Here is a 23,659-nt window from a genome sequence, read left to right as displayed (position 1 = left end):
GTTTTGTGCAGCGCAACGCGAGAAATTGCACAACCGCCAAAATTTGCCAAATTACGCCAACCTCTTGATATACGTTAGTTCAAAAAATGCGCCCACTGATCCAGGGGCGCACGCTCCGTGACGAGCCGGTTTTCGACCGCCTCCGCGTCTGCATAACCCAGCGCCATGCCACACACGACCATCCGGGTCTCCGGCAATCGCAGCGCCTCGGCAATGACCCGATGGAACGTGGCAAACGCCGCCTGGGCACAGGTATCGAGCCCGCGTGCCCGCGCCGCGACCATCACGCTTTGCAGGAACATGCCGTAGTCCAGCCAACTCCCCTGCTCAAGATGTCGATCGATCGTAAAGATCAATCCCACCGGCGCATCGAAGAACGTGAAGTTGCGTGCGTGCTGCCCGTGCATGCGCTCCTTATCGGCGCGTCCGATGCCCAGCAGGCTGTAGAGATCCCAGCCCACCTTGCGACGCCGTGCCTGATAAGGCTCGCTCCACTCGCGCGGGTAGTACGCATACTCTTCCTGATGCATCAACCGCTGCGCCGGGTCGTTAAATGCGTCCAGCAGACGTGTCGTAAGCGACTTCAATGCCTCACCGGTCAGCACATAGGTCTGCCACGGCTGGATGTTGCTCCCCGACGGCGCACGCGACGCCACCGAGAGAATTTCGGCGACGGTAGCTTGCGGCACCGGCGTTGGCAGATAGGCCCGAATCGAGCGCCGGCTGCGAATCGCCTCGTCAACATATTCCACGCGCAGCCCGGCGTTATCGTTGACATCAGGACGATGGGTACTTTCCCCAGCCAAGGGCTGCACGGGCAGACCAGTTGCCGAGGGACTCTCGCTTTGCGATGGCTGTGCGGCTTGCGCACGCAGATATTCTTGTTTCATGGCTTTTGCTCGCGGCAAACAATGAACGGAATTGGGCGACCCGGTCTACGATGCGGGTGCGGCAGGCGCCGCCCGCCGCTCGATCACCAGCGCGACGCCAAGCGCCGCGACGACCATCCCCGCGGCACTCAGAGGAGACAGCGTCTCGCCGAACAACAGCCACGCCATGACGGCGGTGGTCGGAGGCGTGAGATACATGAGGCTGGAGACCTTGGTCGCCGCCCCATGCCGGATCAGGAGGAAGAGTAACGAAATAGCACCGATCGACAGTGCCAGCACCGACCACGCGAGCGCGCCGATCATTTCGGCGTTCCAGCGCACTTGCATGGTCTCGAGTGCCCACGCCGCAGGCAGCGTCACTAAGAAAGCCGCGCCGAACTGCACGACCGTACCGACGCGCAAATCGAAATGCGCGCAGAAGCGTTTTTGATAGAGCGTGCCGGCCGTGATCGCGAACAGGCTCAAGACCGACAACGTCACAGCCCCCGCACCGATGCCGCGAACACCGACCTTGTTGGCCACGACCAGCCCGACGCCGACGAATCCGCACAGCAACCCAAGCCATTGGCGTCGCGAGACGGGCTCACCGACCACACGTGCGAAAAGCGCTGTCAGCAATGGCTGAATGCCAACGATCAGCGCCGCCAGTCCTGCCGGCGCCCCTTGCTTGATCGCGGCCCATACGCCGCCGAGATACACCGCCTGAATCAGAATGCCGGAGACGGCGAGGTGCGTAATAAGCGTCCAGTCGATGCGCCCGGCCGCCCCCTCTGCCCCGGGACTCGCGCGCCGCACGGGCCAAGGTGTGCCCGTCAATACGGCGATGGGCAGCATGATCAGCAGTGTGGCGCCGAAGCGCAGCGCGAGAAAGGTCAGCGGTTCGGCATTCGGCATTCCATATTTGGCAACGATGAAGCCCGTGCTCCAGATCAGCACGAACCACCACGGCATGGTCGCGCTCCAGATGCCAAAGCGTGTGGCGCTCGCCGCGGCTTGCCCCGTGGCCGAACGGGTGGAATGTTGCGATGCCGTCTGACGCTCGTTCATACGAGAGCACCACCCGCCGGCGCACGATACAAACGGCGGCTCGCACGTTGAAACTGAGTAGCCAGACGGATTGTCCCGAAATGCGCGGCAACGGTCTGTTCGATGTCGCGGCCGTAGCCCCCGGCCATCGCGAGGGCCACCGGCAGCCCTCGCTCGGCGCACGCAGTCAGCACACGACGGTCGCGCGCGAGCAACCCATCGTGCGTGAGGGCAAGTCGGCCGAGCCGGTCGTTTTCCAGCGGATCGGCCCCGGCCAGATAAATCACAAGCGACGGTGTGAACTGCGCAAAAAGATCGGTCAGCGCGTGACCGAGTGCCACGAGATATTCCTCGTCGCCGCAACCATCCGGCAATGCCACATCGAGATCGCCGTTCGCCTTATGGAACGGATAGTTGTGTTCGCCGTGAAGCGACAGCGTGAAGACGCTCGGGTCGTGCTCGAAAATGGCCGCCGTGCCGTTGCCCTGATGCACGTCGAGATCGATGACCGCGACGCGCGTATCAGGGCCGAGTTCGGCTTGCATCGTTCGCGCTGCCACGGCGGCGTCGTTGAACACGCAGAACCCTTCCCCACGATCGGCATAGGCATGATGCGTCCCCCCGGCGAGATTCGCCGCCACGCCATCGCAGAGCGCTGCACGGCACGCAGCCACCGTCGCCCCGGCAGACCGGCGTGAACGCTCGACCATCTGCGGCGACCACGGAAACCCGATTTCGCGCTGCTCTTTCGGATTCAACTCGCCAGCGCTCACGCGCGCCACGTAGTCCAGCGAATGGGCGCGACCCAGCATCACGTCGTCTGCGGGAAACGCCTCGGCTAATGCGACTTCCGGCAACTCGCCAGCAACGCGCTCGCGCAGACGGGCGTACTTTTCCATGGGAAACCGATGTCCGGGCGGCAATGGCAGGACGAAATGGTCGCTGTAGAACGCTTGCATCGACACGAGTGGCCGGCGGGTGCGGCACGCAAAAAGGCGTTGAACGACGTCGACACCGGTGGAGGAAACGCTCGGGACACCCTCGAAAAGGTGTTGTTATCTCGCGCGCGTTACCGTTCCGCCAGTGCCGGAACCCGACGATAGTACCATCGCCGCGCATGGTGCGCCGGGGCGCCAAAACGGTGCGAAGCCGCACCAATCAAGGCTTTCCGGGCTGTCTAAAAAATTCGCCGCAATGCGGTGCCATGCTTTCGCCACGGGATCTCAAGCTTTTGATTTTGTAAGCTTTTGTTGAATTTGTGCGGCGCACAAAAAAGACTTGACACTCACCAAAATATCTCTACACTTGCAATTGTGCGATGCACAAAAGAAATCGCATCCATTTGAGAGGCCCCAACCGTGTTTTCACCGAAATAAGGTGAGAACCAACCAGCGAACACGGAGTGGGTCGATATGTTGTGTATGACACCATAGGAGAACGCCATGTCGTTTCTGACCCCCGAACAACTCGCTGCTGCCCACAAAGCCAACCTCGAAACCCTGTTTGGTCTGACCAACAAAGCTTTCGAAGGCGTTGAAAAGCTGGTCGAGCTGAATCTGCAAGCCGTTAAGGCATCGCTGGCCGAATCCGCTTCGACCGCGCAGAAGGCTTTCGCTGTGAAGGACGCGCAAGAGCTGCTCGCCCTGCAAGCCAACCTCGTCCAACCGGCTGCCGAAAAGGCACTCGCGTATGGCCGTCACCTGTATGAAATCGCTTCGTCGACGCAAGCCGAAGTGACCAAGGTGGCTGAAGCGCAACTGGCCGAAGGCTCGCACAATATGCAAGCGCTGTTCGACAACCTGGCCAAGAACGCACCGGCTGGTTCCGAATCGGCTGTTGCACTCGCCAAGTCGGCCCTGTCGGCTGCCAACAGCGCGTTCGACAGCGTGCAGAAGGCGACCAAGCAAGCGGTTGAAATCGCCGAGACAAACTTCGCTGCCGCGACCAACGTCGCATCGAAGGCTGCGGCTCAGGCTTCGCGTGCTGCCAGCGCCAAGAAGTAATCGATAGCGCTTTTATAGCGCTGTCACGAGGGACACTTGAAAATCTGACGCTGCGTCTCAAGCTGATGCAGCGACACCCAGTTGTCTCCTCGGTACCGAAGGTACCTTTCGAACCCGGCTGAACGCCGGGTTTTTCTTTTTTCAGCGCCCCCGCTTCCTCGCGGCGACCCTGTTGACCGAACGTCATGGGCGACTCGCGAGGCGAGCGCTCGGCGAAGCGTTTCGCCGACGCGATAAGCACAAAAAAGCCGCCATCCCGAATCGGAATGACGGCCTTCTTCCGGTCTGCGCAATGGCTTCTGACTGAGCGATTGCGAAGCTCCGGCATCGCATTGCCTCGACGCCTGCATCGCAAATGCTCGATGCCAGGCGTCGATGCCGACGCGGGTTACTTCTTGCGAGCCGGCGGGACGTCGGTACAAACCCCCTCGTAAATCTCCGCTGCCATGCCAATCGATTCGGCCAGCGTCGGGTGGGGGTGAATCGTCTTGCCGATGTCGACTGCGTCTGCGCCCATCTCAACAGCCAAACACAGTTCGCCAATCAGATCGCCCGCATGCGTGCCAACGATGGCTCCGCCAACGATGCGATGCGTCTCTTCGTCGAACAGCAGCTTGGTGAAGCCTTCGTCACGGCCGTTGGCAATAGCGCGGCCCGATGCCGCCCACGGGAACACGGCTTTGCCGTACTTCACGCCCTCGGCCTTCAGTTGATCTTCCGTCTTGCCGGCCCAAGCCACTTCCGGATCGGTATAAGCGACCGATGGAATCTGGATGGCGTCAAAGTAAGCTTTCTCGCCCGCAGCAGCTTCCGCGGCCACATGCGCTTCGTGCACGGCCTTGTGAGCAAGCATCGGCTGCCCCACGATGTCACCGATCGCAAAGATGTTCGGCACGTTGGTGCGCATCTGCTTGTCGACCGAGATAAACCCGCGATCCCCCACCGACACGCCCGCGTTCTCGGCACCGATCTTCTTGCCGTTCGGGCTGCGGCCCACAGCGACCAGCACGAGGTCGTAGCGCTGCGGCTCAGCCGGCGCAGCCTCGCCCTCGAACTTCACGTAGATGCCATCGGGCTTGGCTTCGGCACCCACGGTCTTGGTCTTGAGCATGACGCGGCCGAAGCGCTTCGCGTTCATCTTTTCCCAGACCTTGACGAGATCACGGTCAGCCCCTTGCATCAGGCCGTCGAGCATTTCCACGACGTCGATCTCGGTACCCAGTGCGCTGTAGACCGTCGCCATTTCCAGACCGATGATGCCGCCGCCGATGACCAACATCTTCTTCGGCAATTGACGCAGCTCGAGCGCGCCGGTCGAATCAACGATGCGCGGATCTTCCGGCAGGAACGGCAGCTTCACCGCTTGCGAACCCGCAGCGATGATGGCCTGCGCAAACTTCACCGTGCGCTTGCTGCCGTCTTCAGCCACGACTTCGATGTGGTTCGGGTCGAGGAACCTGCCCACGCCGCGCACGACTTCCACCTTACGCATCTTGGCCATGCCGGCCAGACCGCCCGTAAGCTTTCCGACAACGCTTTCCTTGTAGGCGCGCAGCTTGTCGAGATCGACTTCGGGCTTACCGAACGAGATACCGTGATGCCCCAGCGACTGCGCCTCTTCGAGGACGGCTGCTGTGTGGAGCAGCGCCTTCGACGGGATGCAACCCACATTCAGGCAGACGCCGCCAAGCGTTGCATAGCGCTCGACGAGCACCGTCTTGCGGCCCAGGTCAGCACTGCGGAACGCGGCCGAGTATCCCCCCGGACCGGCGCCCAGCACGAGCACGTCGCATTCGGTGTCAGCGCCGCCGCTATGCTTGGCAGCGACCGGCGCCGGCGCACTCGATTGCGCTGCGGGCGCGGCGGCTGCCGCGGGCGCAGCAGGCGTAGGCGTCGACGGTGCGGACGCCGCAGCCGGGGCAGCGGCCTTGGCAGCCCCTGCGTCGTCGGCTTCGATAAGCGCGATCAGCGTGCCTTGGCTAGCCTTGTCGCCTACCTTGATCTTCACTTCCTTGACCGTGCCCGACACTTCGGAAGGCACTTCCATGGAAGCCTTGTCGGATTCCAGCGTAATGAGCGATGCTTCCTTGGCGATCTTGTCGCCGGGCTTGATCATCACTTCGATGACATCCACGCCCTCTGCGCCGATGTCCGGCACCTTGACTTCGATGAGACTCATGCGGGGTCTCCCTGTCGCATTTATGACTTGATGGTGGTATCGATCGGAAACGCATGCACCTGAAACGGGCCGGCGGAACTCTTGTCGAACTCTGCCCCTGCCTTCACGCCCGCTTCGGCGATGGCGCTAGCGCTCAGATCCTGGTCGTAGAGGGCGTACATGGCACCGAGCGCGAAGTTGCGCCCCGAGCCGATCCCCCAGAACCGATCGAAAACAAACACTTCCCGGTAGGAATAAACCCCGTAGATGCCGGTCGGATTCGCGATCACGCTGGTGATCTGCGACGACTCGTACGGATCGTCTTCCTCTTCCTTCGTGTTGAGGAAATACTCTTCCTTAAGCTTCTGATGGACGCGGCAGAACGTGCGGAACACTTCGTCACGCGAGTGCAGACGGCATTCGTCTGCCATGCCGGAAAGAATGGCGCGCATGACCGGAAAGTGCGCGGTCGTGCCGGCAAGACCGACATAGGAATCGCCCACGAGAAAAACCTTGCGATTCTCCTCGTACGATTGTGAGAGTCTTGTGTCGCCGAACGTTACAAGCGAATCGGCAGCAATGGCGATCTCACCTGCCTTCTTGACGACTACCACGGTGGTCATGATGCCCCTCCCCGTCCAGATCCTGAAGCTGTCGCGCGAGCGCCGCCGGTTTGCACTTACGTGCAGCCGGCGGCGTCTGCCTGTTACAGCATTGCGCGACGGAAGTCCTGCAACAGTTGGCCCAGGTAAGCGTTGAAGCGCGCGGCTTCGGCGCCGTCGATCACGCGGTGATCGTAGGACAACGACAACGGCAGCGTCAGTTGCGGCAGGAACTGTTGCTTGCGCTCGTCCCACACCGGTTTCTGATACGAACGCGACAAGCCGAGAATGGCCACTTCCGGTGCGTTGATGATCGGCGTGAAGGTTGTGCCGCCGATACCGCCGAGCGACGAGATCGAGAAACAGCCCCCCTGCATCTGATCCGGCTTGAGCTTGCCTTCACGGGCGAGCTTGGCCAGTTCCGAGGTCTCACGCGCGATTTCGAACACACCCTTCTTGTCCGCATCGCGAACGACCGGCACAACGAGACCGTTGGGCGTATCCGCCGCGAAGCCGATATGGAAGTATTGCTTGAAGACGAGGTTGTCGCCGTCGAGACTCGCATTGAACGTCGGGAACTTCTTCAGGGCCAGGACACAGGCCTTGATCACGAAAGCGAGCATCGTCACCTTGACGCCGGCCTTTTCGTTTTCCTTGTTCAACTGCACGCGGAAGGCTTCGAGTTCGCCGATATCCGCTTCGTCGTTGTTCGTGACGTGCGGAATCATGACCCAGTTGCGATGCAGATTCGCGCCCGAGATCTTCTTGATACGCGAGAGCGCCTTCGGCTCGACCGGGCCGAACTTCGAGAAGTCGACCTTCGGCCACGGCAGCAGATTCAGTTCGCCGCCCCCTGCCGATGCTGCACCTGCGGCCGCCGGGCGGTTGCCCGCGAGCGCGCTCTTGATGAAGTTGCGCACGTCGTCGGCGACCACGCGGCCCTTCGGCCCGGTGCCCTTCACCTGCGTCACGTCCACGCCCAGTTCGCGGGCGAATTTACGCACCGACGGGCTAGCGTGGCTGATTGGCTGATGACCTGCTACGGGGGCGGGAGCCACCGGTGCGGCCGCAGGTGCCGCAGCCGCGGCAGGCGCCGGCGCTGCCGGGGCGATGCTCTGGGCCGGAGCCGGGGCTGCCGCAGGCGCTGCGGCCTTGGCCGGGGCAGCCGGTGCAGCGCCTTCGAGCACAACGATCAACGTGCCTTCAGACACCTTGTCGCCCACCTTGACCTTCAATTCCTTGACGACACCTGCCGCTGGGCTCGGCACGTCCATCGACGCCTTGTCGGATTCCAGCGTGACGAGCGATTGCTCAGCCGTGACGGTGTCGCCCACCTTCACGAGCACATCGATCACAGGGACATTGTCGTAACCGCCGATGTCCGGCACCTTTACGTCGATCTGGCTCGTCGCACCGCTGGCAGCGGGTGCGGCTGCCGGGGCTGCTGCGGGCGCCGCGGCGGGTGCGGCAGCTTGCGGGGCAGCCGCAGGTGCAGCCGCTCCACTGGCCTGTGCGCCCGAGCCGTTCGCCGTCTCGAGCGTCAGAATGAGGGAACCCTCGGATACTTCATCGCCGACCTTCAGACTCAGCGCCTTGATGGTACCGGCGGCCGGGCTTGGCACATCCATCGTGGCCTTGTCCGACTCCAGCGTGATCAGGGCCTGCTCGGCATCGATCTTGTCGCCCGCCTTGACCAGCACGTCGATGACGGGCAAGTCCTTGAAGTCACCGATATCCGGGACTTTCACTTCGATCACTTGACTCATTTTCCACAGTCTCCTCGGGGCTGCGCTTGACGTGCGGCGTGCGCCCGCCTGCCGCCAGGGGGCGGCTGACGGTCGCGCACGCCGCGCGAAGCGGCCTTTAGACGGTCATCGGGTTGGGTTTGTTCGGATCCAGGTTGTACTTGGCAATCGCTTCGGCGACCTTGCTCGCCGGCAGCGTGCCTTCATCGGCCAGCGCCTTGAGGGCAGCGACCGTGACCCAGTTACGATCCACCTCGAAGAAGTGACGCAGCTTCTCACGCGTATCCGAGCGGCCATAGCCGTCGGTGCCAAGCACCACGTAACGGCCACGCACGAACGGACGAATCTGGTCAGCGTACGTGCGGATGTAGTCGGTCGATGCGATGACCGGACCACGGGTGTCGTTCAGGCACTTTTCGACATGCGTCAGACGCGCCGTCTCGGTCGGGTGCAGCAGATTGTAGCGCGCGACGTCATTGCCTTCGCGGGCCAGCTCCGTGAAGCTCGGGCAGCTCCACAGATCCGATTCGACACCCCAATCGTTCTTGAGCATTTCGGCAGCGGCGATGACTTCGTTGAAGATCGTGCCCGAACCCAGCAGTTGCACGCGCGGTGCCTTGCTGTCATCCGCACCGCGACGGAATGCGTACATCCCCTTCAGGATGTCCTGCTCCACGCCTTCCGGCATGGCCGGATGCGCGTAGTTTTCGTTCATCACGGTCAGGTAGTAGTACACGTCTTCCTGATCCTGCACCATGCGGCGCAGACCATCCTGAACGATCACGGCGAGTTCGTACGCGAACGTCGGATCGTACGGCAGGCAGTTCGGGATCGACGACGCCCACAGCAGCGAGTGGCCGTCTTCGTGCTGGAGCCCTTCGCCGTTCAGGGTCGTACGACCGGCAGTGCCACCCACGAGGAAGCCGCGAGCGCGCATGTCGCCGGCTGCCCATGCCAGATCGCCAATGCGCTGGAAGCCGAACATCGAATAGAAGATGTAGAACGGGATCATCGTCTCGCCGTGCGTCGAATACGACGTCGCGGCAGCGATCCAGTCGCACATACCACCGGCTTCGTTGATGCCTTCCTGCAGAATCTGACCGCTCTCGGATTCGCGGTAGAACATCAGTTGATCCTGATCCTGCGGGATGTAACGCTGACCGACCTGGCTCCAGATACCGATCTGGCGGAACAGGCCTTCCATACCGAAGGTGCGCGACTCATCCGGCACGATCGGCACGATACGCTGACCCAGTGCCTTGTCCTTGAGCAGGACATTGAGAATACGCACGAACGCCATCGTCGTCGAGATCTCGCGGCCTTCGGCCGTCGCCTTGAGCAGCGCGTCGAATGCGGCCAGTGCGGGCACCGGCAGCGAAGCGGCCTTGGTGCGGCGCTGCGGCAGGTAGCCCCCCAGTTCCATGCGGCGAGCGCGCATGTATTCCAGTTCCTTCGAGCCTTCCTCGAATTTCAGGTACGGCACGTCGGCAATCTGATCGTCCGTGATTGGCAGCTTGAACTGGTCACGGAACTTCTTGAGCGACTCCACCGGCATCTTCTTTTGCTGGTGGGTGATGTTCATGGCCTGACCGGCTTCGCCCATGCCATAACCCTTGATGGTCTTGGCCAGGATGACGGTCGGCTGACCCTTGTGCTGCGTGGCGGACTGATAGGCCGCGTAGATCTTGTGCGGATCGTGGCCGCCGCGGTTCAGCGCCCAGATGTCTTCGTCGGACCAGTCGGCAACCATCGCCTTGAGTTCCGGCGTGTTGAAGAAGTTCTCGCGAACGTAGGCGCCATCCTTCGACTTGTACGTCTGGTACTCGCCGTCCACGCACTCCATCATGCGCTTCATCAACAGGCCCTTCTTGTCGCGTGCGAGCAGCGAATCCCAGCGGCTGCCCCAGATGACCTTGATGACATTCCAGCCGGCACCACGGAATTCCGACTCGAGTTCCTGGATGATCTTGCCGTTGCCGCGCACCGGGCCATCCAGGCGCTGCAAGTTACAGTTGATCACGAATACGAGGTTGTCGAGCTGCTCGCGACCAGCCATGCCGATGGCACCGAGCGATTCCGGCTCGTCCGTCTCGCCATCGCCAAGGAACGCCCAGACCTTGCGGCCGTCGGTCTTCACGATATTGCGCGACTCGAGATACTTCATGAAGCGGGCCTGGTAGATCGCCATGATCGGGCCCAGCCCCATCGACACCGTCGGGAACTGCCAGAAGTCCGGCATCAGCCACGGGTGCGGGTACGACGACAGACCGCCGCCGTCGACTTCCTGACGGAAGTTCTCGAGCTGCGTCATTTCCAGACGGCCCAGCAGGAATGCGCGGCTGTACACGCCCGGCGACGAGTGCCCCTGCACGAAGACCAGATCGCCCCCGTGTTTGTCGGACGGTGCGTGCCAGAAGTGGTTGAAACCGACGTCGTAAAGCGTGGCTGCCGAGGCGAACGAAGCGATGTGGCCACCGACGTTCGTGTCCTTACCGGCGCGCAGCACCATCGCGATCGCATTCCAGCGGGTGTACGAGCGGATCTTGTGCTCGATATCCTGATCGCCCGGAATACGGGCCTGCTGGTCGACGGGGATGGTGTTGATATAGGGGGTGTTAGCCGAGAACGGGAGATGTTCGCCATTAATGCGGGCGAACTCGATCAGCTTCTCGAGCAGATAGTGGGCACGTTCCGGGCCCTCCGCAGCCAGCACGCCTTCGAGCGAGGCCAGCCATTCTTGCGTTTCTTGGGGATCAGCGTCCGCAGGGGACACGATCTTCAGGGCTTCTTCAGGTACGGCGGACATGGTGTCTCCTTGTCTGTCGTTAGCGGGTTGGCGTAACGGTCGATACCCGCTTCATGGACGGGCCCACCGGCTTTTTTACCGGGGCATTGTACGAAGGTTATTCCTGCCTCCGCAAGCGAAATTTCAGATTACGATAGCAAATTTCACAATACGGAATTCTGCTGCAGTGCACATAAAATCAAGGGGTTGCTGGCACTATCACACCACGATTTAGAAGCGTACCGATCGGTCTCAGCAGCACTTTGCGCTGTCGTCTTACCAAAAACATCGGACACATCCGAAAAGCATTCGTATCAAGTTCGGGCAGCGGGAAACCGGCTGGCCTGCGCTACAATCTCGCCATGCTTTCGCCACGCCTTGCCAATTCCGCTCCGCCGTCCCGGTCCGCCACTACGCCTGCCCGCTCCAACCGGTGGTTGCAAGGGTTCGCGGAGTCGCATTACTACCTGCTGGTTCCGCTCGTCTCCATTGTGATCTTCCTCGTGGTGATGAGTTTGATCCTGTGGAGCCTGAATCGGCGAGAGACAGAGCAGCAGCAGGACACGCTGTATCGGAATGTGGCATGGGCGCAGCAGCAGATCCGCCTCAATATGCTGGCCATTCAAGACCAGATCAGCTCCCTCGCTCGCGATACGGCGGCAAAGCCGCAGGACGTCGCGCACTTTCAGAATACGGCGAGCGAGCTGATGCAGAATCATGCGGACATCGTCTTCATGAACTGGCTCGATGCATCCCAACGCCCGAAGTGGGCGGTGCCGGCCGACTCGCCATTCGCCTCGCGTTTGCAGGGGTCGGCTCAGCATCCGATGGAGGATGAGCTCCTGGTCGCGTTTCGCGCAGCGCGCGATTCGCGCCGTTCGGCCTACTCCACGCTGATCTACGACGCCTCAGGGGCAAGCTACATCGTCGTGCAGGTCCCCGTGCTGCGCGAGCGTGAATTCCTCGGCACGATCAGCGCCGTGTACTCCGTGGAGGGCCTGCTGATTCACGAGTTGCCGCAGGAGCTGGGCGACAAATTCAAGGTGTCGTTCATCGACACACACAACAACGAGCTGGCGACGACATCGACACGCCCGCCCCTGCCTCGCGACGTCTCGTACGAGTTGCTGCTCGATCCACCCGGCCACAGTCTTGCCGTGCGGATCTACTCGTATCCAGCGGTCGGCAACTTCGTCAACAACACACTCGTCTGGCTGATTGCCGGGTTGTCCTGCTTCGTCCTATGGAGTCTCTGGAGTCTCTGGCGGCATACACGCCAGCGGTTCGAGGCACAACAGGCGCTGTTCAACGAGACGTCGTTCAGGCGTGCGATGGAAAACTCCATCGTGATCGGCATGCGCGTGCTCGATCTTCAGGGCCACATCACCTATGTGAACCCCGCGTTCTGCCGGATGACGGGCTGGGACGAGGCCGATCTCATGAACCGGGCTCCGCCCTATCCTTACTGGCCCAAGGATGACATCCATGAGATGCAGCGCCGCATCGACATGACGCTGCGTGGCAAGGCTCCCTCGCACGGTTTCGAAATTCGTGTGCAGCGCAAGGACGGTACGATTTTCTACGCACGCATGTTCGTCTCGCCGCTCGTGGATGCGCATGGCCGTCAGACAGGCTGGATGTCGTCGCTGACCGACATCAGCGAGCCGAAGCGAGCGCGCGAGGAACTCGCCGCAGCCCACGAACGGTTTACCACCGTGCTCGAAAGCCTTGACGCGTCGGTGTCCGTGCTCGCCGTCGACAAGGCCGAGCTGCTATTCGCGAACCGCTACTACCGCCAGTTGTTCGGCACGCGCCCAGAAGGCCACCTGGAGTTGTCAGGCGGCGGCGAACTCTCCCCGGCCTCGCTCGACCACATCGACATGGTTGATGCATTTGCCGGTTTGCCTGCCGCCTCGCTCACCGACACTGCCGCGGAGACACAGGAAATCTATCTGCCTACGCACCAGAAATGGTTCGAAGTCCGACGCCAATATATTCAGTGGGTGGATGGCCATTTGGCGCAGTTGCAGGTGGCGACCGACATCACTGCGCGGCGCCATGCCGAAGAACTGGCCCGTCAAGAGGAAGAGCGCCTGCAGTTCACGGGACGTCTGACGACGATGGGTGAGATGGCCTCATCGCTCGCTCACGAACTGAATCAGCCGCTCGCCGCCATCAATAACTACTGCATGGGCACTGCGGCCCTCGTGCGCGCCGGCAGAACGTCGCCGGAAACGCTATTGCCCGCGCTGGAGAAAACGTCCCAGCAGGCGGTTCGTGCGGGCATGATCATCAAGCGGATTCGCGCATTCGTGAAACGCAGCGAACCCAAGCGCCAACCGTCATCGATTTATGAGATCGTGGCAGATGCCGTGGGCCTCGCCGAGATCGAGGCGCGCAAACGCCGCATCCGTATCGTCACCGAGTTGCCGGCAGGGCTGCCGCAGATCAACGTCGACCCGGTGCTCATCGAGCAGGTGATTGTCAACCTGCTCAAGAATGCCGCCGAGGCCATGCACGGCTACACGCCGCCGCCGGGCCAACGACGGGACTCTACGGTACGTCTGCACGTGGAACGTCGGGACAAATCGGTCGAATTCCAGGTCTCGGATCACGGACCCGGCGTCGACGAAGCGACCATCGAACGATTGTTTGAACCGTTTTTTAGCACGAAGTCGGACGGCATGGGCATGGGCCTGAATATCTGCCGTTCGATCATCGAATCGCACCACGGCCGTCTTTGGGTAGAAAACAATGAAATCGACGGCGTGCGGAATGGTTGTACATTTTGTATTCTGTTACCGTTAGAAGGCGATACGACATCCGGATCCGGGGGAGGACTATGACGACACCCAACAGCAATATTGACCAAGAAACCGTCTTCGTTGTCGATGACGACGAGGCCGTCCGCGACTCGCTTCGCTGGCTTCTCGAAGCCAATGGCTACCATGTGCGAGGCTTTGCAAGCGCAGAGGAATTTCTTTCGCACTACAACGGACATCAGGTCGGCTGCCTGATTCTCGACGTCCGCATGCCGGGCATGAGCGGGCTGGAGCTACAGGAAAAGCTGGTCGAAAACCGCTTCAACATTCCGATCATCTTCGTCACCGGCCACGGCGACGTGCCGATGGCGGTCGACACGATGAAGAAAGGCGCGATGGACTTCATCGAAAAGCCTTTCGACGAGGCGGAACTTCGCGCCCAAGTCGAGCGTATGCTGTCCAAGGCCCGGCAAGACGCCAGCAGTCAACGTGAGCAGCAAGCCGCCGAGGACCTGCTTTCCAAGCTCACAAGCCGCGAACATCAGGTGCTTGAGCGCATTATTGCCGGCCGCCTGAACAAGCAGATCGCCGACGATCTTGGCATCAGCATCAAAACGGTCGAGGCGCACCGCGCCAACATCATGGAGAAGCTCAACGTCAATACCGTCGCCGATTTGCTCCGCCTTGCACTCTCCAAGCGCTCAAGCGGATCACCTCGCCCTTAACCCTGACTACCCCCTGCGCAAGGCGCAGACCGCTGCAGGCATGGCACCTCGTCAATGCACCGACAGGTGTCGGATTACCGGCCGGAGGATCGCCGACCGGTCGGTCTGCGTATGGCGTTGCTCGCCAGCGACATCGAGCGACGCCGGTTTGACGAAGCACTTCGTCCCCAAGACCGTCGGGTAACGGCTGAAGGCAGATACCTGAATACCCGTTCCGGGCCGCTCCCCCTCTCCCGCCCGTTTCGGCGCGCCGTTATAATACGGTCTTTGCGTCCGTCACCCGCCTGACCGGCGCTGCCGTATCCGGCCCTTTGGGCCAGCCCCCATCCTTCACACGATACCCACGCATCATGACCGCCACCCTCATCGACGGCAACGCCCTCGCCAAACGCATTCGCGCTGAAGTTGCCACGCGCGCCGCCGCCCTCACCGCTCGCGGCCATCAGCCCGGTCTCGCCGTGGTTCTAGTCGGAGAGGACCCTGCCAGCCAGGTTTATGTGCGTAACAAGGTCAAGGCTTGCGGAGACAACGGCCTGTATTCGTCGCTCGACCGCTATCCGGCAGACCTGACGGAGAACGCCTTGCTTGCCCGTATCGACGAACTCAACCGCGATCCGAAGATCAACGGCATCCTCGTGCAACTGCCCCTGCCCAAACACATCGACAGCCACAAGGTGCTCGAGGCCATCGCCCCGGAAAAGGATGTCGACGGCTTCCACGTCTCGAACGCCGGCGCCCTGATGACCGGCGCGCCCCTGTTCCGTCCCTGCACGCCGTATGGCTGCATGAAAATGCTCGAATCGGTGGACTTCCCGCTGCGTGGGGCCGTGGCCGTGGTGATCGGTGCGTCCAACATCGTTGGTAAGCCGATGGCGATGATGCTGCTTCAGGCTGGTGCCACCGTCACGATCTGCAATAGCAAGACGCGCGATCTGGCCGCTCACACCCGCAATGCCGACGTAATCGTCGCCGCCGTGGGAAGGCGCAACATCGTCACGGCCGACATGGTCAAGCCGGGCGCAGCGGTGATCGACGTGGGTATGAATCGTGACGACGAAGGCAAGCTGTGCGGCGATGTCGATTTCAACGGCGTCAAGGATGTGGCCGGCTACATCACGCCGGTGCCGGGCGGCGTCGGCCCGATGACGATCACCATGCTTCTCGTGAACACCATCGAGGCGGCCGAACGCACACTGAGCGCCTGATCGCTACGCAGCACCGCACTGCCCATAGGGCGCAGCCGACCGACGGGCCGGATGCGCCCTTGTTGCTTTCGGGCCTCGCCTCAGGGGACTGGGCGAAAGCCCTGACGCCGCAGTCGGAATGTCCCGAAAAGCCCGCCCATACCGCGTGACAAGGCCGCTGCTGCCTCCCCTCTCACTCCCCCACAAATTCCGGCGAACGCAGGCCCGATATCGCCTTTCGATACGTTCCCCATCCGTAATCCCAATCGTGCCGGTTGAAAAAAACGACTGGAAAATTCGACGGGATGCCCCCACACTCTTCGTAAGCCCTCAAGTGGACAACGAACGCATGAATACGCCGCAAACCAATCCTCTGCTCGATATCGACGGCCTCCCCCGTTTCGCCGAGATCCGCCCCGAACACGTGACGCCCGCCGTTGACGTATTGCTGGAGCAGGCGCGTGTGGCGGTCGACCGGGCGGCAGACCCGGCTACGCCCGCGACGTGGGCCAGCATTCTCGACGCCGTGGAAGACGGCACCGAAGGCTTGGGCCGAGCCTGGGAAATCGTCGGACACCTGAACGCCGTCGCCGACACACCGGAACTGCGCGCGGCATACAGCGAAAACCTGCCGCGCGTCACCGAATTTTCGGCGAGCGTCGGCCAGAATCTGGCGCTATTCGAAAAGTACAAGGCCATTGCTGCGGGCCCGGAATTCGCTGGCCTGTCGCCAGCACGCAAGAAGATCCTCGACAACGAAATGCGCGGCTTCCGCCTGGGGGGTGCCGAACTCCCCGAAGATCAGAAACCGCGGTTTGCCGAAATTCAGGAAGCGCAGGCGCACCTGGCCAAGAATTTCTCGGATCACGTGCTCGACGCTACCAACAAGTTTTCACTTGTCGTGACCGATGAGCAGGAACTTGCCGGGGTGCCCGACGACGACAAGGCCGCTGCACGCGCCGCCGCGCAACGCGATGGGCTTGAAGGGTGGAAGTTCACGCTGCATTTCCCGTCGTACTTCCCGGTACTGCAATACGCCGACAACCGTGCGCTTCGCGAGAAGCTCTATCGCGCCAACGTCACGCGCGCGTCGGAGCTTGGCCCGCAATTTGGCAACGGTGAAGCCGACTGGGACAACACCGGAATCATTGTCGAACAACTCGCCCTGCGTCGCGAAGAAGCTCACATGCTCGGCTTTAAGAACTATGCCGAGGTGTCGCTCGAGCCCAAGATGGCCGAATCGCCCGCGCAAGTCCTCGAGTTTCTCGAAGACCTTGCTCGGCGCGCGCGTCCGTATGCCGAAAAGGACTGGGAAGAACTGCAAGCGTTCGCCGCGGCATCACTGGGCATCGACAAGCTGCAACCCTGGGACACTGCCTACGCGTCGGAGAAGCTGCGTCAACAACGCTATGCCTTCTCGGAAACGGAAGTCCGGCAGTATTTCCCGCTACCCAAGGTGCTCGACGGTCTGTTCCGCGTCGCGGGCACGCTATTCGGTGTGACGATTCGTCCGCAAGACGCCGAAACGTGGCATCCGGACGTGCGCTTCTTCCGTATCGAGCGCGACGGCGAACTGGTCGCGCAGTTCTACATGGATCTGTTCGCCCGTGAGGGCAAGCGCGGCGGTGCGTGGATGGACAGCGCCCGTACGCGCAAGCGTCTGCACAATGGCGAGTTGCAAACCCCGGTGGCCTACCTCGTGTGCAACTTCCCGGCCCCCGTGGGTGACAAGCCGGCCCTGCTGCCGCACGACGACGTCATTACGCTGTTCCATGAATTCGGTCACGGCCTGCACCACATGCTCACGCAAGTGGAAGATGCCGGGGTAGCGGGCATCAATGGCGTCGAGTGGGATGCCGTCGAGTTGCCGTCCCAGTTCATGGAGAACTTTTGCTGGGAATGGGACGTACTGGAACATATGACGGCACACGTCGAGACGGGCGCCCCGTTGCCACGCACCCTGTACGACAAGATGGTCGCCGCGCGCAACTTCCAGAGTGGCCTGATGATGCTGCGTCAGTTGGTCTTCTCCGACTTCGACATGCATCTGCACTACGACTTCGATCCACGTGGCGACGAATCGGTGCTGACACTTTCGAAACGCATCAACGATCGCCTGCACGTCACGCCTCAGGCAGAGTTCTCGCGTTGGCCGAATACCTTCAGCCACATCTTTGCGGGGGGTTACGCGGCGGGCTACTACAGCTACAAGTGGGCCGAAGTGCTGTCCGCCGACGCCTATGCGGCGTTTGAAGAAGCCGCGAAGGTGAGCGGTTCGGTTCTCGACACGACTACGGGTGCCCGCTATCGCGATGAAATTCTCGCGGTGGGCGGCAGCCGCGAGGCAATGGAGTCGTTTATCGCGTTCCGCGGTCGCGCACCGCAAGTTGACGCATTGCTGCGTCACAGTGGCATGTCGGCAAGCTGATCCTGCACAAGGTCAGCGAGATGAATATCGGGCGCCTACGGGCGCCCGATTTCGTTGATGCCAGGATTAGCAGAGCTAGCTGGCATTCAATGGGCGATCAGCCCTCGTCGTCGCAACCGTTCGGTCGCCACACGTAGCTGTTCGTCTCTCGATCCAAACAGCGTGCGGCTTGGAAGCGGACCGTACAGCCGTTCTCATAGGTCCGAACGCACTCACCGTTGATACATCGGGTCTGCATGCGTACGACCTGTCCAGTCGGTATCTTGCACTGCACTGGCACAGGTTGGGCCGCCTGAGGTGGCGGCAAGCGCTTCCCCGGACGCTGACCATTATCGAACCAGATGTGTGGGCTGTCGGCAGAGCATTCTCCACCGCGCTGGCAAACCACAAATGCGTCCTGAACGGCAGATGTCTGCGTGTCGCCGAGCGCCACCCCAACTTCGCCATTGCTTGCACGCACGACCGCCCAATAAGCCGGACCGTTTCCGGACATCAGCACCTCACACCGCCCTCCCCGGCTGCCTGACGCGAGTTGGGTTCTGCATCGATCCAACGCGGCAAGCTTGGCCTTGGCCATCGATGTCTGGTTAGTCACATACACGTATCGAAGCCCGTTCGCGGTGCGCACCCCCGCCACGGCCGACGCGGCAAGACTCGACGTGCTGGCCAGCGCCATCAGGCCAGCGAGCCACACGGAGAAAATCGCGGGGGATAGGCGAAACCCATTCATCGTGACGGAACTACGGACGAGGCATCCACAAAGGTCGTGACCGATATTGAATGAAATCACGTCATCCGAATCAACGAAGCCTCGAGCAGAGGGGATTTTGCCCGCCAAATGGCCTCGCCGAGCCATTACACGCCAAGGCGGTAACGGGAAGCCGGGGACATGCGCACAAAACAAAACAGGCAGTGCATCTTCCGATGTCACCGCCTGTTTGCCAGGGATTCCCTACCGGACAACGCCTCTCAACGCGTCCGCGTCTTACCAGGACCCCTCAGGTGCCGCGCTTGATCCACGCAGACAAATTGTGCGGGCGCAGCGTGTCGTACTCTTCGAACGGCTGGTGAATCCAAGGATTCGTCGCCAGAAAATCGACCGCGTAGTCCGGCGCCACCTTCGAACACGCCTTGTGCCACAGCACCGCGGAGCGCACGTCCGTCACCTTCGGGAACCGCTCCTTGAGGTGCTTGCCAACGCGCTCGAGCGTCACGCCCGAATCGACGAGATCGTCGACCAGCAGCACGCGGCCTTCTAGCTCGCCGCGCGTGATGGTGATGTACTGGGCGATGTCGAGATCGCCACGAATGGTGCCTTCGGCTTCACGATACGAACTGGTCGCCAGAATCGCGAGCGGCACGTCGTAGATGCGTGCGAGCTGATCGCCCACACGCAAGCCACCACGGGCCAGACACAGGATCTTGTCGAACTTCCAGTTGGACTCGTAGACCTTGAGCGCCAGGCGCTCGATCAGTCGGTGGTACTCTTCCCACGAGACCCAGAGGTTCTTATCGTCGTTTTGGGGCAGATTCATGGTGTGCCTTGCCAGTCCTACGGTATTTCAGTTCTTGAAGGGATGACGCAACAGAATGGTTTCGTCACGGTCCGGGCCAGTCGACACCATATCGATCGGGATACCGCTCACCTCTTCAATACGCTTCAGGTAGTTCTGAGCCTGAACCGGCAGTTGATCCCACGATGTCACACCAACCGTGCTCTGCGTCCAGCCGGGGAAGTCTTCGTACACCGGCTCGCAACGCGCCACGTCCACGGCGCCACGCGGCAGAATGTCGATCGTCTCGCCGCCGATCTTGTAGCCCACGCACAAACGCACCGTCTCGAGACCGTCAAGCACGTCCAGCTTCGTCATGCACAGACCCGTCACACCGTTGATCTGGATCGAACGCTTGAGTGCCGCAGCATCCATCCAGCCCGTGCGGCGCGGACGCCCCGTCACCGAACCGAATTCCTTGCCGACCGTCGCCAGTCGCAGGCCGATGGCTTCCTGACGTGCAGGGTTATCTGCATCATACAGCTCGCTCGGGAACGGACCTGCACCAACGCGCGTGCAATATGCCTTGGTGATGCCCAGCACGTAGTGCAGTTGCTGCGGACCGACGCCAGCACCGGCCGAAGCGGCGCCTGCAACGCAGTTGCTGCTCGTCACGAACGGATATGTGCCGTGATCGATGTCGAGCAATGTGCCCTGGGCACCTTCGAACAGCAGCTTCTGACCTTCACGGTTGGCGGCGTAGAGCATCTGCGACACGTCGGCAATCATCGGCTTCAGACGCGCCGCGTAGCTCAGCATCGTGTTCAGCGTTTCCTCGTAGTCGACAGCCTTCGCGCCCAGATACTGCGTCAGGACGAAGTTGTGATAGTCGAGGTTTTCGCGCAGACGCTCAGCGAACGTCTCCGGATCGAACAAATCTTGCACACGCAGGGCACGGCGGGCGACCTTGTCTTCGTACGCCGGGCCAATGCCGCGACCGGTCGTGCCTATCTTGCCGGCACCGCGTCGAACTTCGCGCGCCTGATCGATGGCAATGTGGTACGGGAGAATGAGCGTGCAGGCTTCGGAAATACGCAGACGGCCGCAGACGTTCAGACCAGCGCTTTCCAGCTCTTCAATTTCCTTGAACAGCGCTTCGGGCGAGAGCACGACACCGTTGCCGATGTAGCAGGTGACGTCCTTGTGCATGATGCCCGACGGGATCAGGCGCAGAATCGTCTTTTTGCCACCGATGATGAGTGTATGTCCGGCATTGTGGCCCCCTTGGAATCGCACCACGCCTTGCGCATGATCGGTCAGCCAGTCGACGACCTTACCCTTGCCTTCGTCGCCCCACTGGGTTCCGATAACGACGACGTTGCGTCCCTGATTCAAAGCATTGCCGGACATAACAATAGTTGGTTTGGTTAAAAACGTATTCTACCCGTGTTGACGGACGCTAGTGCCGCTTTTTTCAGCGAAGTTCACCGGGGTGTCACAACCCACTGGCCCGCTTTCTCGACAAGTACACGATCTCCCGTGAACTCCTCGAAATCCTGATCGTGGCCCGGCAGCATGCGGATGACGACCTCGCCCGCATCGCGCAGGCTGTCGATCTTGGCACGCAGTCCCGGCACGTCGTCCGCAGGCGCCAAAATCGCGTTACTACGGGCTTCCACCGGCGAAATTGCGGCCAACTCACGCAAATCGAGCGAAAAACCCGTTGCCGGACGGTCACGACCGAACGCCTGCCCCACTTTGTCGTAGCGGCCACCACGGGCAATCGCATTGGGAATGCCGTCGACATACGCCGCGAACATCACGCCGCTGTGGTACTGATAGCCACGCAGATCGGCCAGATCGATGGACAACACCGCCGGGCCATCCTTGCTTTGCGAGGCCGCCAGATAGGCCAAATCGTCGAGCGCAGCCTTCACACCGGGCAGATCCGGCAATACCTTTCGGGCACGGGCGAGCGTCTCGGACGGCTCACCATACAACGTGGTCAACGCCAGCAGCGCGTCGCGCAGGTGCGCCGGCAGATCGCGAGTCAACGCCTCGAGTTGCGGCACATCCTTGGTGGCCAGGGCCCCGAACAATTGGCTCTCGATAGCCTCAGCGGCCGGCACGCGCTCGATCAGCGCTTCCAGAACCCCTGCGTGGCACAAATCGATACGAATCTGCTTCAGACCGGCAAGTTGCAGGCAATAAAGCAGTAATTCCTGAATCTCGAGATCGGCTTCCAGCCCGCTGTGTCCGAAGATTTCAGCACCGATCTGGAACGGCTCGCGCGTGGCCAGCAGGTTGCGCGGGCGCGTGAACAGCACGCTGCCCGCATAGCACAGACGCGTCACGCCCTTGCGGTTGAGCAAATGGGCGTCGATACGGGCGATCTGCGGGGTGATGTCGGCGCGCAGGCCCATCGTGCGGCCCGAGAGCTGGTCGACGAGCTTGAACGTGCGCAAATCGAGGTCGTGGCCGGTGCCGGTCAGCAACGACTCGACGTACTCGAGCAGCGGCGGCATCACCAATTCGTACCCATAGGTGCGGAAACGATCGAGCATGAGTCGGCGCAGATCTTCGATCTTGCGCGCCTCGGACGGCAGCACGTCGGCGATATTTTCGGGAAGTAGCCAGTTCGGCATGGGTATTTCGGTATTCAGGCGGCGCGGGGAAGCGCCTTTTAGTGGTCGGCCAGCAGCATCAGGATCAGCCCCAGCGAGACGGCGGCCAAACCGAAGAAGCGAATCTGGCCGGACGGCATTTCCGTTATTTTACGAAAACTTTGCCGCCACCGGTCCGGGGCGACAAACGGAAACAATCCCTCGACGATCAGCATGAGGGCCAAAGCGAGAATTATCGTGCTGCTGGTCACAGGGGGGCTCGGCCAAAACGCCACCGCCCGCGTTTGACGCGGGCGGTGGCAGCTACTCGGATGTCAAAGGCATTATTTTCCCGCTTTTCCGCCCGACGCGCCAGCACCACCGGAACCGCGCATAAATCGGAAGAAATCGCTGTTCGGGTCGGCAATGATCACGTCCGCCTTGTCACGGAACGTCGCCTTGTACGCTTCGAGGCTCTGATAGAACTGAGCGAACTGCGGATCACGGCCAAACGCCTGCGCATAAATGCCTGCGGCAGTCGCATCACCCTCACCCTTGACCTGCTGGGCCTTGGCGTAGGCTTCCGCCACGACCACGTCACGCTGACGGTCGGCATCGGCACGAATCTGCTCGGCCTCGGCGGCACCGGTCGAACGCAGTTCGTTCGCCACGCGCTTGCGCTCGGCAGCCATCCGGCTATAGACGGAATCGCTGATGCCGGCCGCCAGATCGACGCGACGCATCCGCACATCGACAATTTCGATACCCACTTGCGCAGCATCTTCGCCGACCTTCTGCTTGACCCACTGCATCACCTGTTCGCGCTGCGACGACACCACTTCAGTCACCGTGCGCTTGGTAAACGCTTCCTGCAGTGCCGAGCGAATCTGCTGCGTCAGACGATCCTGAGCCAGACGGCTGTCGCCCTTGAAGCTCACGTAGAACTTGCGCGGGTCGACGATGCGCCACTTCACATACGAGTCGACGATCAGGTTCTTCTTCTCGGCCGTGATGAAGCGCTCGGGCTCCGGGTTATCGATGGTCATGATGCGCTTGTCCAGATACAGCACAGTCTGGAGCGGCGGCGGCAACTTGAATTTCAAGCCCGGTTGGCTATAGACATCGCGGATCTCGCCCAGCGAGAACACCACGGCAAAACGGCGCTGATCCACCACGAACATGGTCGAGGCAAGCACGATCAACAGAACGATCAGCGCAACAATTACGGTTCCAATACGGTTCATGCGCTTATCCC

At 61.4% G+C, this 23,659-nt stretch carries 18 protein-coding genes; 5 read left to right on the top strand and 13 right to left on the bottom strand.

Annotation, left to right across the window (positions count from 1 at the left end; translation table 11 throughout):
• Positions 1 to 74: 74 nt before the first annotated feature.
• The 3 genes from PBR20603_RS09730 to PBR20603_RS09720 are packed head-to-tail and all read right to left on the bottom strand — an operon-like array spanning position 75 to position 2,875.
• Positions 75 to 890: a nitroreductase gene (locus PBR20603_RS09730; protein WP_150559308.1), complete on the bottom strand. Its 816-nt coding sequence runs from the start codon at positions 888 to 890 to the stop codon at positions 75 to 77.
• Between the two features lie 45 nt (positions 891 to 935).
• The gene (locus PBR20603_RS09725) at positions 936 to 1,937 is read right to left on the bottom strand and encodes a DMT family transporter (protein WP_150559307.1); all 1,002 of its coding nucleotides are present in this window, start codon (positions 1,935 to 1,937) and stop codon (positions 936 to 938) included.
• Positions 1,934 to 2,875: a histone deacetylase family protein gene (locus PBR20603_RS09720; protein WP_150559306.1), complete on the bottom strand. Its 942-nt coding sequence runs from the start codon at positions 2,873 to 2,875 to the stop codon at positions 1,934 to 1,936. The genes PBR20603_RS09725 and PBR20603_RS09720 overlap by 4 nt, the downstream gene beginning before the upstream one ends.
• A gap of 483 nt (positions 2,876 to 3,358) precedes the next feature.
• On the opposite strand from PBR20603_RS09720, the gene PBR20603_RS09715 reads away from it, so the two are divergent.
• On the top strand, positions 3,359 to 3,919 hold the full coding sequence (locus tag PBR20603_RS09715) for a phasin family protein (RefSeq protein WP_150559305.1): 561 nt from the start codon (positions 3,359 to 3,361) through the stop codon (positions 3,917 to 3,919).
• A gap of 388 nt (positions 3,920 to 4,307) precedes the next feature.
• On the opposite strand, the gene lpdA is transcribed toward PBR20603_RS09715, so the two are convergent.
• The 4 genes from lpdA to aceE all read right to left on the bottom strand — a co-directional run bounded on the left by lpdA (position 4,308) and on the right by aceE (position 11,230).
• Positions 4,308 to 6,098 (bottom strand): dihydrolipoyl dehydrogenase, encoded by a 1,791-nt coding sequence (lpdA, locus tag PBR20603_RS09710; RefSeq protein ID WP_150559304.1) that lies wholly within the window; start codon positions 6,096 to 6,098, stop codon positions 4,308 to 4,310.
• A gap of 20 nt (positions 6,099 to 6,118) precedes the next feature.
• Positions 6,119 to 6,700, bottom strand: coding sequence for an Ntn hydrolase family protein (locus PBR20603_RS09705; RefSeq protein ID WP_010807268.1), 582 nt, complete (start codon positions 6,698 to 6,700; stop codon positions 6,119 to 6,121).
• An 83-nt stretch (positions 6,701 to 6,783) separates the two neighbouring features.
• The gene (aceF, locus tag PBR20603_RS09700; RefSeq protein ID WP_150559303.1) at positions 6,784 to 8,445 is read right to left on the bottom strand and encodes a dihydrolipoyllysine-residue acetyltransferase; all 1,662 of its coding nucleotides are present in this window, start codon (positions 8,443 to 8,445) and stop codon (positions 6,784 to 6,786) included.
• A gap of 97 nt (positions 8,446 to 8,542) precedes the next feature.
• Positions 8,543 to 11,230: a pyruvate dehydrogenase (acetyl-transferring), homodimeric type gene (gene aceE, locus PBR20603_RS09695; protein WP_150559302.1), complete on the bottom strand. Its 2,688-nt coding sequence runs from the start codon at positions 11,228 to 11,230 to the stop codon at positions 8,543 to 8,545.
• A 341-nt stretch (positions 11,231 to 11,571) separates the two neighbouring features.
• Here aceE and PBR20603_RS09690 point away from each other — a divergent pair, with 341 nt between their 5' ends.
• From PBR20603_RS09690 to PBR20603_RS09675, 4 genes are all read left to right on the top strand, one after another.
• Positions 11,572 to 14,055, top strand: coding sequence for a PAS domain-containing sensor histidine kinase (locus PBR20603_RS09690; protein WP_246174500.1), 2,484 nt, complete (start codon positions 11,572 to 11,574; stop codon positions 14,053 to 14,055).
• Complete coding sequence (locus PBR20603_RS09685) at positions 14,052 to 14,696, top strand: response regulator transcription factor (protein ID WP_107337388.1); 645 nt, start codon at positions 14,052 to 14,054, stop codon at positions 14,694 to 14,696. Before PBR20603_RS09690 ends, PBR20603_RS09685 begins: the two co-directional genes overlap by 4 nt.
• A gap of 350 nt (positions 14,697 to 15,046) precedes the next feature.
• The gene (gene folD, locus PBR20603_RS09680; protein ID WP_150559301.1) at positions 15,047 to 15,901 is read left to right on the top strand and encodes a bifunctional methylenetetrahydrofolate dehydrogenase/methenyltetrahydrofolate cyclohydrolase FolD; all 855 of its coding nucleotides are present in this window, start codon (positions 15,047 to 15,049) and stop codon (positions 15,899 to 15,901) included.
• 328 nt (positions 15,902 to 16,229) lie between these two features.
• Positions 16,230 to 18,308 (top strand): M3 family metallopeptidase, encoded by a 2,079-nt coding sequence (locus PBR20603_RS09675; protein WP_150559300.1) that lies wholly within the window; start codon positions 16,230 to 16,232, stop codon positions 18,306 to 18,308.
• Between the two features lie 97 nt (positions 18,309 to 18,405).
• Here PBR20603_RS09675 and PBR20603_RS24570 read toward each other — a convergent pair whose 3' ends face one another.
• The 6 genes from PBR20603_RS24570 to hflC all read right to left on the bottom strand — a co-directional run bounded on the left by PBR20603_RS24570 (position 18,406) and on the right by hflC (position 23,648).
• A complete protein-coding gene (locus PBR20603_RS24570; protein WP_425495799.1) occupies positions 18,406 to 18,984 on the bottom strand; it encodes a DUF4189 domain-containing protein in 579 nt (192 codons plus the stop codon).
• Positions 18,985 to 19,306: 322 nt separating this feature from the next.
• Entirely contained in the window at positions 19,307 to 19,843 is a 537-nt protein-coding gene (locus PBR20603_RS09665) for a phosphoribosyltransferase (RefSeq protein WP_042115557.1), read from the bottom strand.
• A 27-nt stretch (positions 19,844 to 19,870) separates the two neighbouring features.
• Complete coding sequence (locus PBR20603_RS09660) at positions 19,871 to 21,211, bottom strand: adenylosuccinate synthase (RefSeq protein ID WP_150559298.1); 1,341 nt, start codon at positions 21,209 to 21,211, stop codon at positions 19,871 to 19,873.
• A gap of 74 nt (positions 21,212 to 21,285) precedes the next feature.
• Positions 21,286 to 22,446, bottom strand: coding sequence for an ATP phosphoribosyltransferase regulatory subunit (locus PBR20603_RS09655; RefSeq protein ID WP_150559297.1), 1,161 nt, complete (start codon positions 22,444 to 22,446; stop codon positions 21,286 to 21,288).
• Positions 22,447 to 22,484: 38 nt separating this feature from the next.
• On the bottom strand, positions 22,485 to 22,676 hold the full coding sequence (locus PBR20603_RS09650) for a DUF2065 domain-containing protein (RefSeq protein ID WP_150559296.1): 192 nt from the start codon (positions 22,674 to 22,676) through the stop codon (positions 22,485 to 22,487).
• Positions 22,677 to 22,748: 72 nt separating this feature from the next.
• Complete coding sequence (gene hflC / locus PBR20603_RS09645) at positions 22,749 to 23,648, bottom strand: protease modulator HflC (RefSeq protein ID WP_150559295.1); 900 nt, start codon at positions 23,646 to 23,648, stop codon at positions 22,749 to 22,751.
• Positions 23,649 to 23,659: the final 11 nt, after the last annotated feature.

Origin of the sequence: Pandoraea bronchicola (assembly GCF_902459805.1) — a bacterium.
Lineage (GTDB): Bacteria > Pseudomonadota > Gammaproteobacteria > Burkholderiales > Burkholderiaceae > Pandoraea > Pandoraea bronchicola.
This window is presented reverse-complemented; position numbering and strand designations above follow the sequence as displayed.

What these genes read in the sequence shown, in the direction of transcription:
- PBR20603_RS09660 (WP_150559298.1), bottom strand. Translation starts at nt 21,211, where the DNA reads ATGTCCGGCAATGCTTTGAATCAGGGACGCAACGTCGTCGTTATCGGA.
- aceF (WP_150559303.1), bottom strand. Translation starts at nt 8,445, where the DNA reads ATGAGTCAAGTGATCGAAGTGAAAGTCCCGGATATCGGTGACTTCAAG.
- PBR20603_RS09720 (WP_150559306.1), bottom strand. Translation starts at nt 2,875, where the DNA reads ATGCAAGCGTTCTACAGCGACCATTTCGTCCTGCCATTGCCGCCCGGA.
- PBR20603_RS09715 (WP_150559305.1), top strand. Translation starts at nt 3,359, where the DNA reads ATGTCGTTTCTGACCCCCGAACAACTCGCTGCTGCCCACAAAGCCAAC.
- lpdA (WP_150559304.1), bottom strand. Translation starts at nt 6,098, where the DNA reads ATGAGTCTCATCGAAGTCAAGGTGCCGGACATCGGCGCAGAGGGCGTG.
- folD (WP_150559301.1), top strand. Translation starts at nt 15,047, where the DNA reads ATGACCGCCACCCTCATCGACGGCAACGCCCTCGCCAAACGCATTCGC.
- PBR20603_RS09675 (WP_150559300.1), top strand. Translation starts at nt 16,230, where the DNA reads ATGAATACGCCGCAAACCAATCCTCTGCTCGATATCGACGGCCTCCCC.
- PBR20603_RS09730 (WP_150559308.1), bottom strand. Translation starts at nt 890, where the DNA reads ATGAAACAAGAATATCTGCGTGCGCAAGCCGCACAGCCATCGCAAAGC.
- hflC (WP_150559295.1), bottom strand. Translation starts at nt 23,648, where the DNA reads ATGAACCGTATTGGAACCGTAATTGTTGCGCTGATCGTTCTGTTGATC.
- PBR20603_RS09655 (WP_150559297.1), bottom strand. Translation starts at nt 22,446, where the DNA reads ATGCCGAACTGGCTACTTCCCGAAAATATCGCCGACGTGCTGCCGTCC.
- PBR20603_RS09665 (WP_042115557.1), bottom strand. Translation starts at nt 19,843, where the DNA reads ATGAATCTGCCCCAAAACGACGATAAGAACCTCTGGGTCTCGTGGGAA.
- PBR20603_RS24570 (WP_425495799.1), bottom strand. Translation starts at nt 18,984, where the DNA reads ATGGCGCTGGCCAGCACGTCGAGTCTTGCCGCGTCGGCCGTGGCGGGG.
- PBR20603_RS09685 (WP_107337388.1), top strand. Translation starts at nt 14,052, where the DNA reads ATGACGACACCCAACAGCAATATTGACCAAGAAACCGTCTTCGTTGTC.
- PBR20603_RS09705 (WP_010807268.1), bottom strand. Translation starts at nt 6,700, where the DNA reads ATGACCACCGTGGTAGTCGTCAAGAAGGCAGGTGAGATCGCCATTGCT.
- PBR20603_RS09690 (WP_246174500.1), top strand. Translation starts at nt 11,572, where the DNA reads ATGCTTTCGCCACGCCTTGCCAATTCCGCTCCGCCGTCCCGGTCCGCC.
- PBR20603_RS09725 (WP_150559307.1), bottom strand. Translation starts at nt 1,937, where the DNA reads ATGAACGAGCGTCAGACGGCATCGCAACATTCCACCCGTTCGGCCACG.
- aceE (WP_150559302.1), bottom strand. Translation starts at nt 11,230, where the DNA reads ATGTCCGCCGTACCTGAAGAAGCCCTGAAGATCGTGTCCCCTGCGGAC.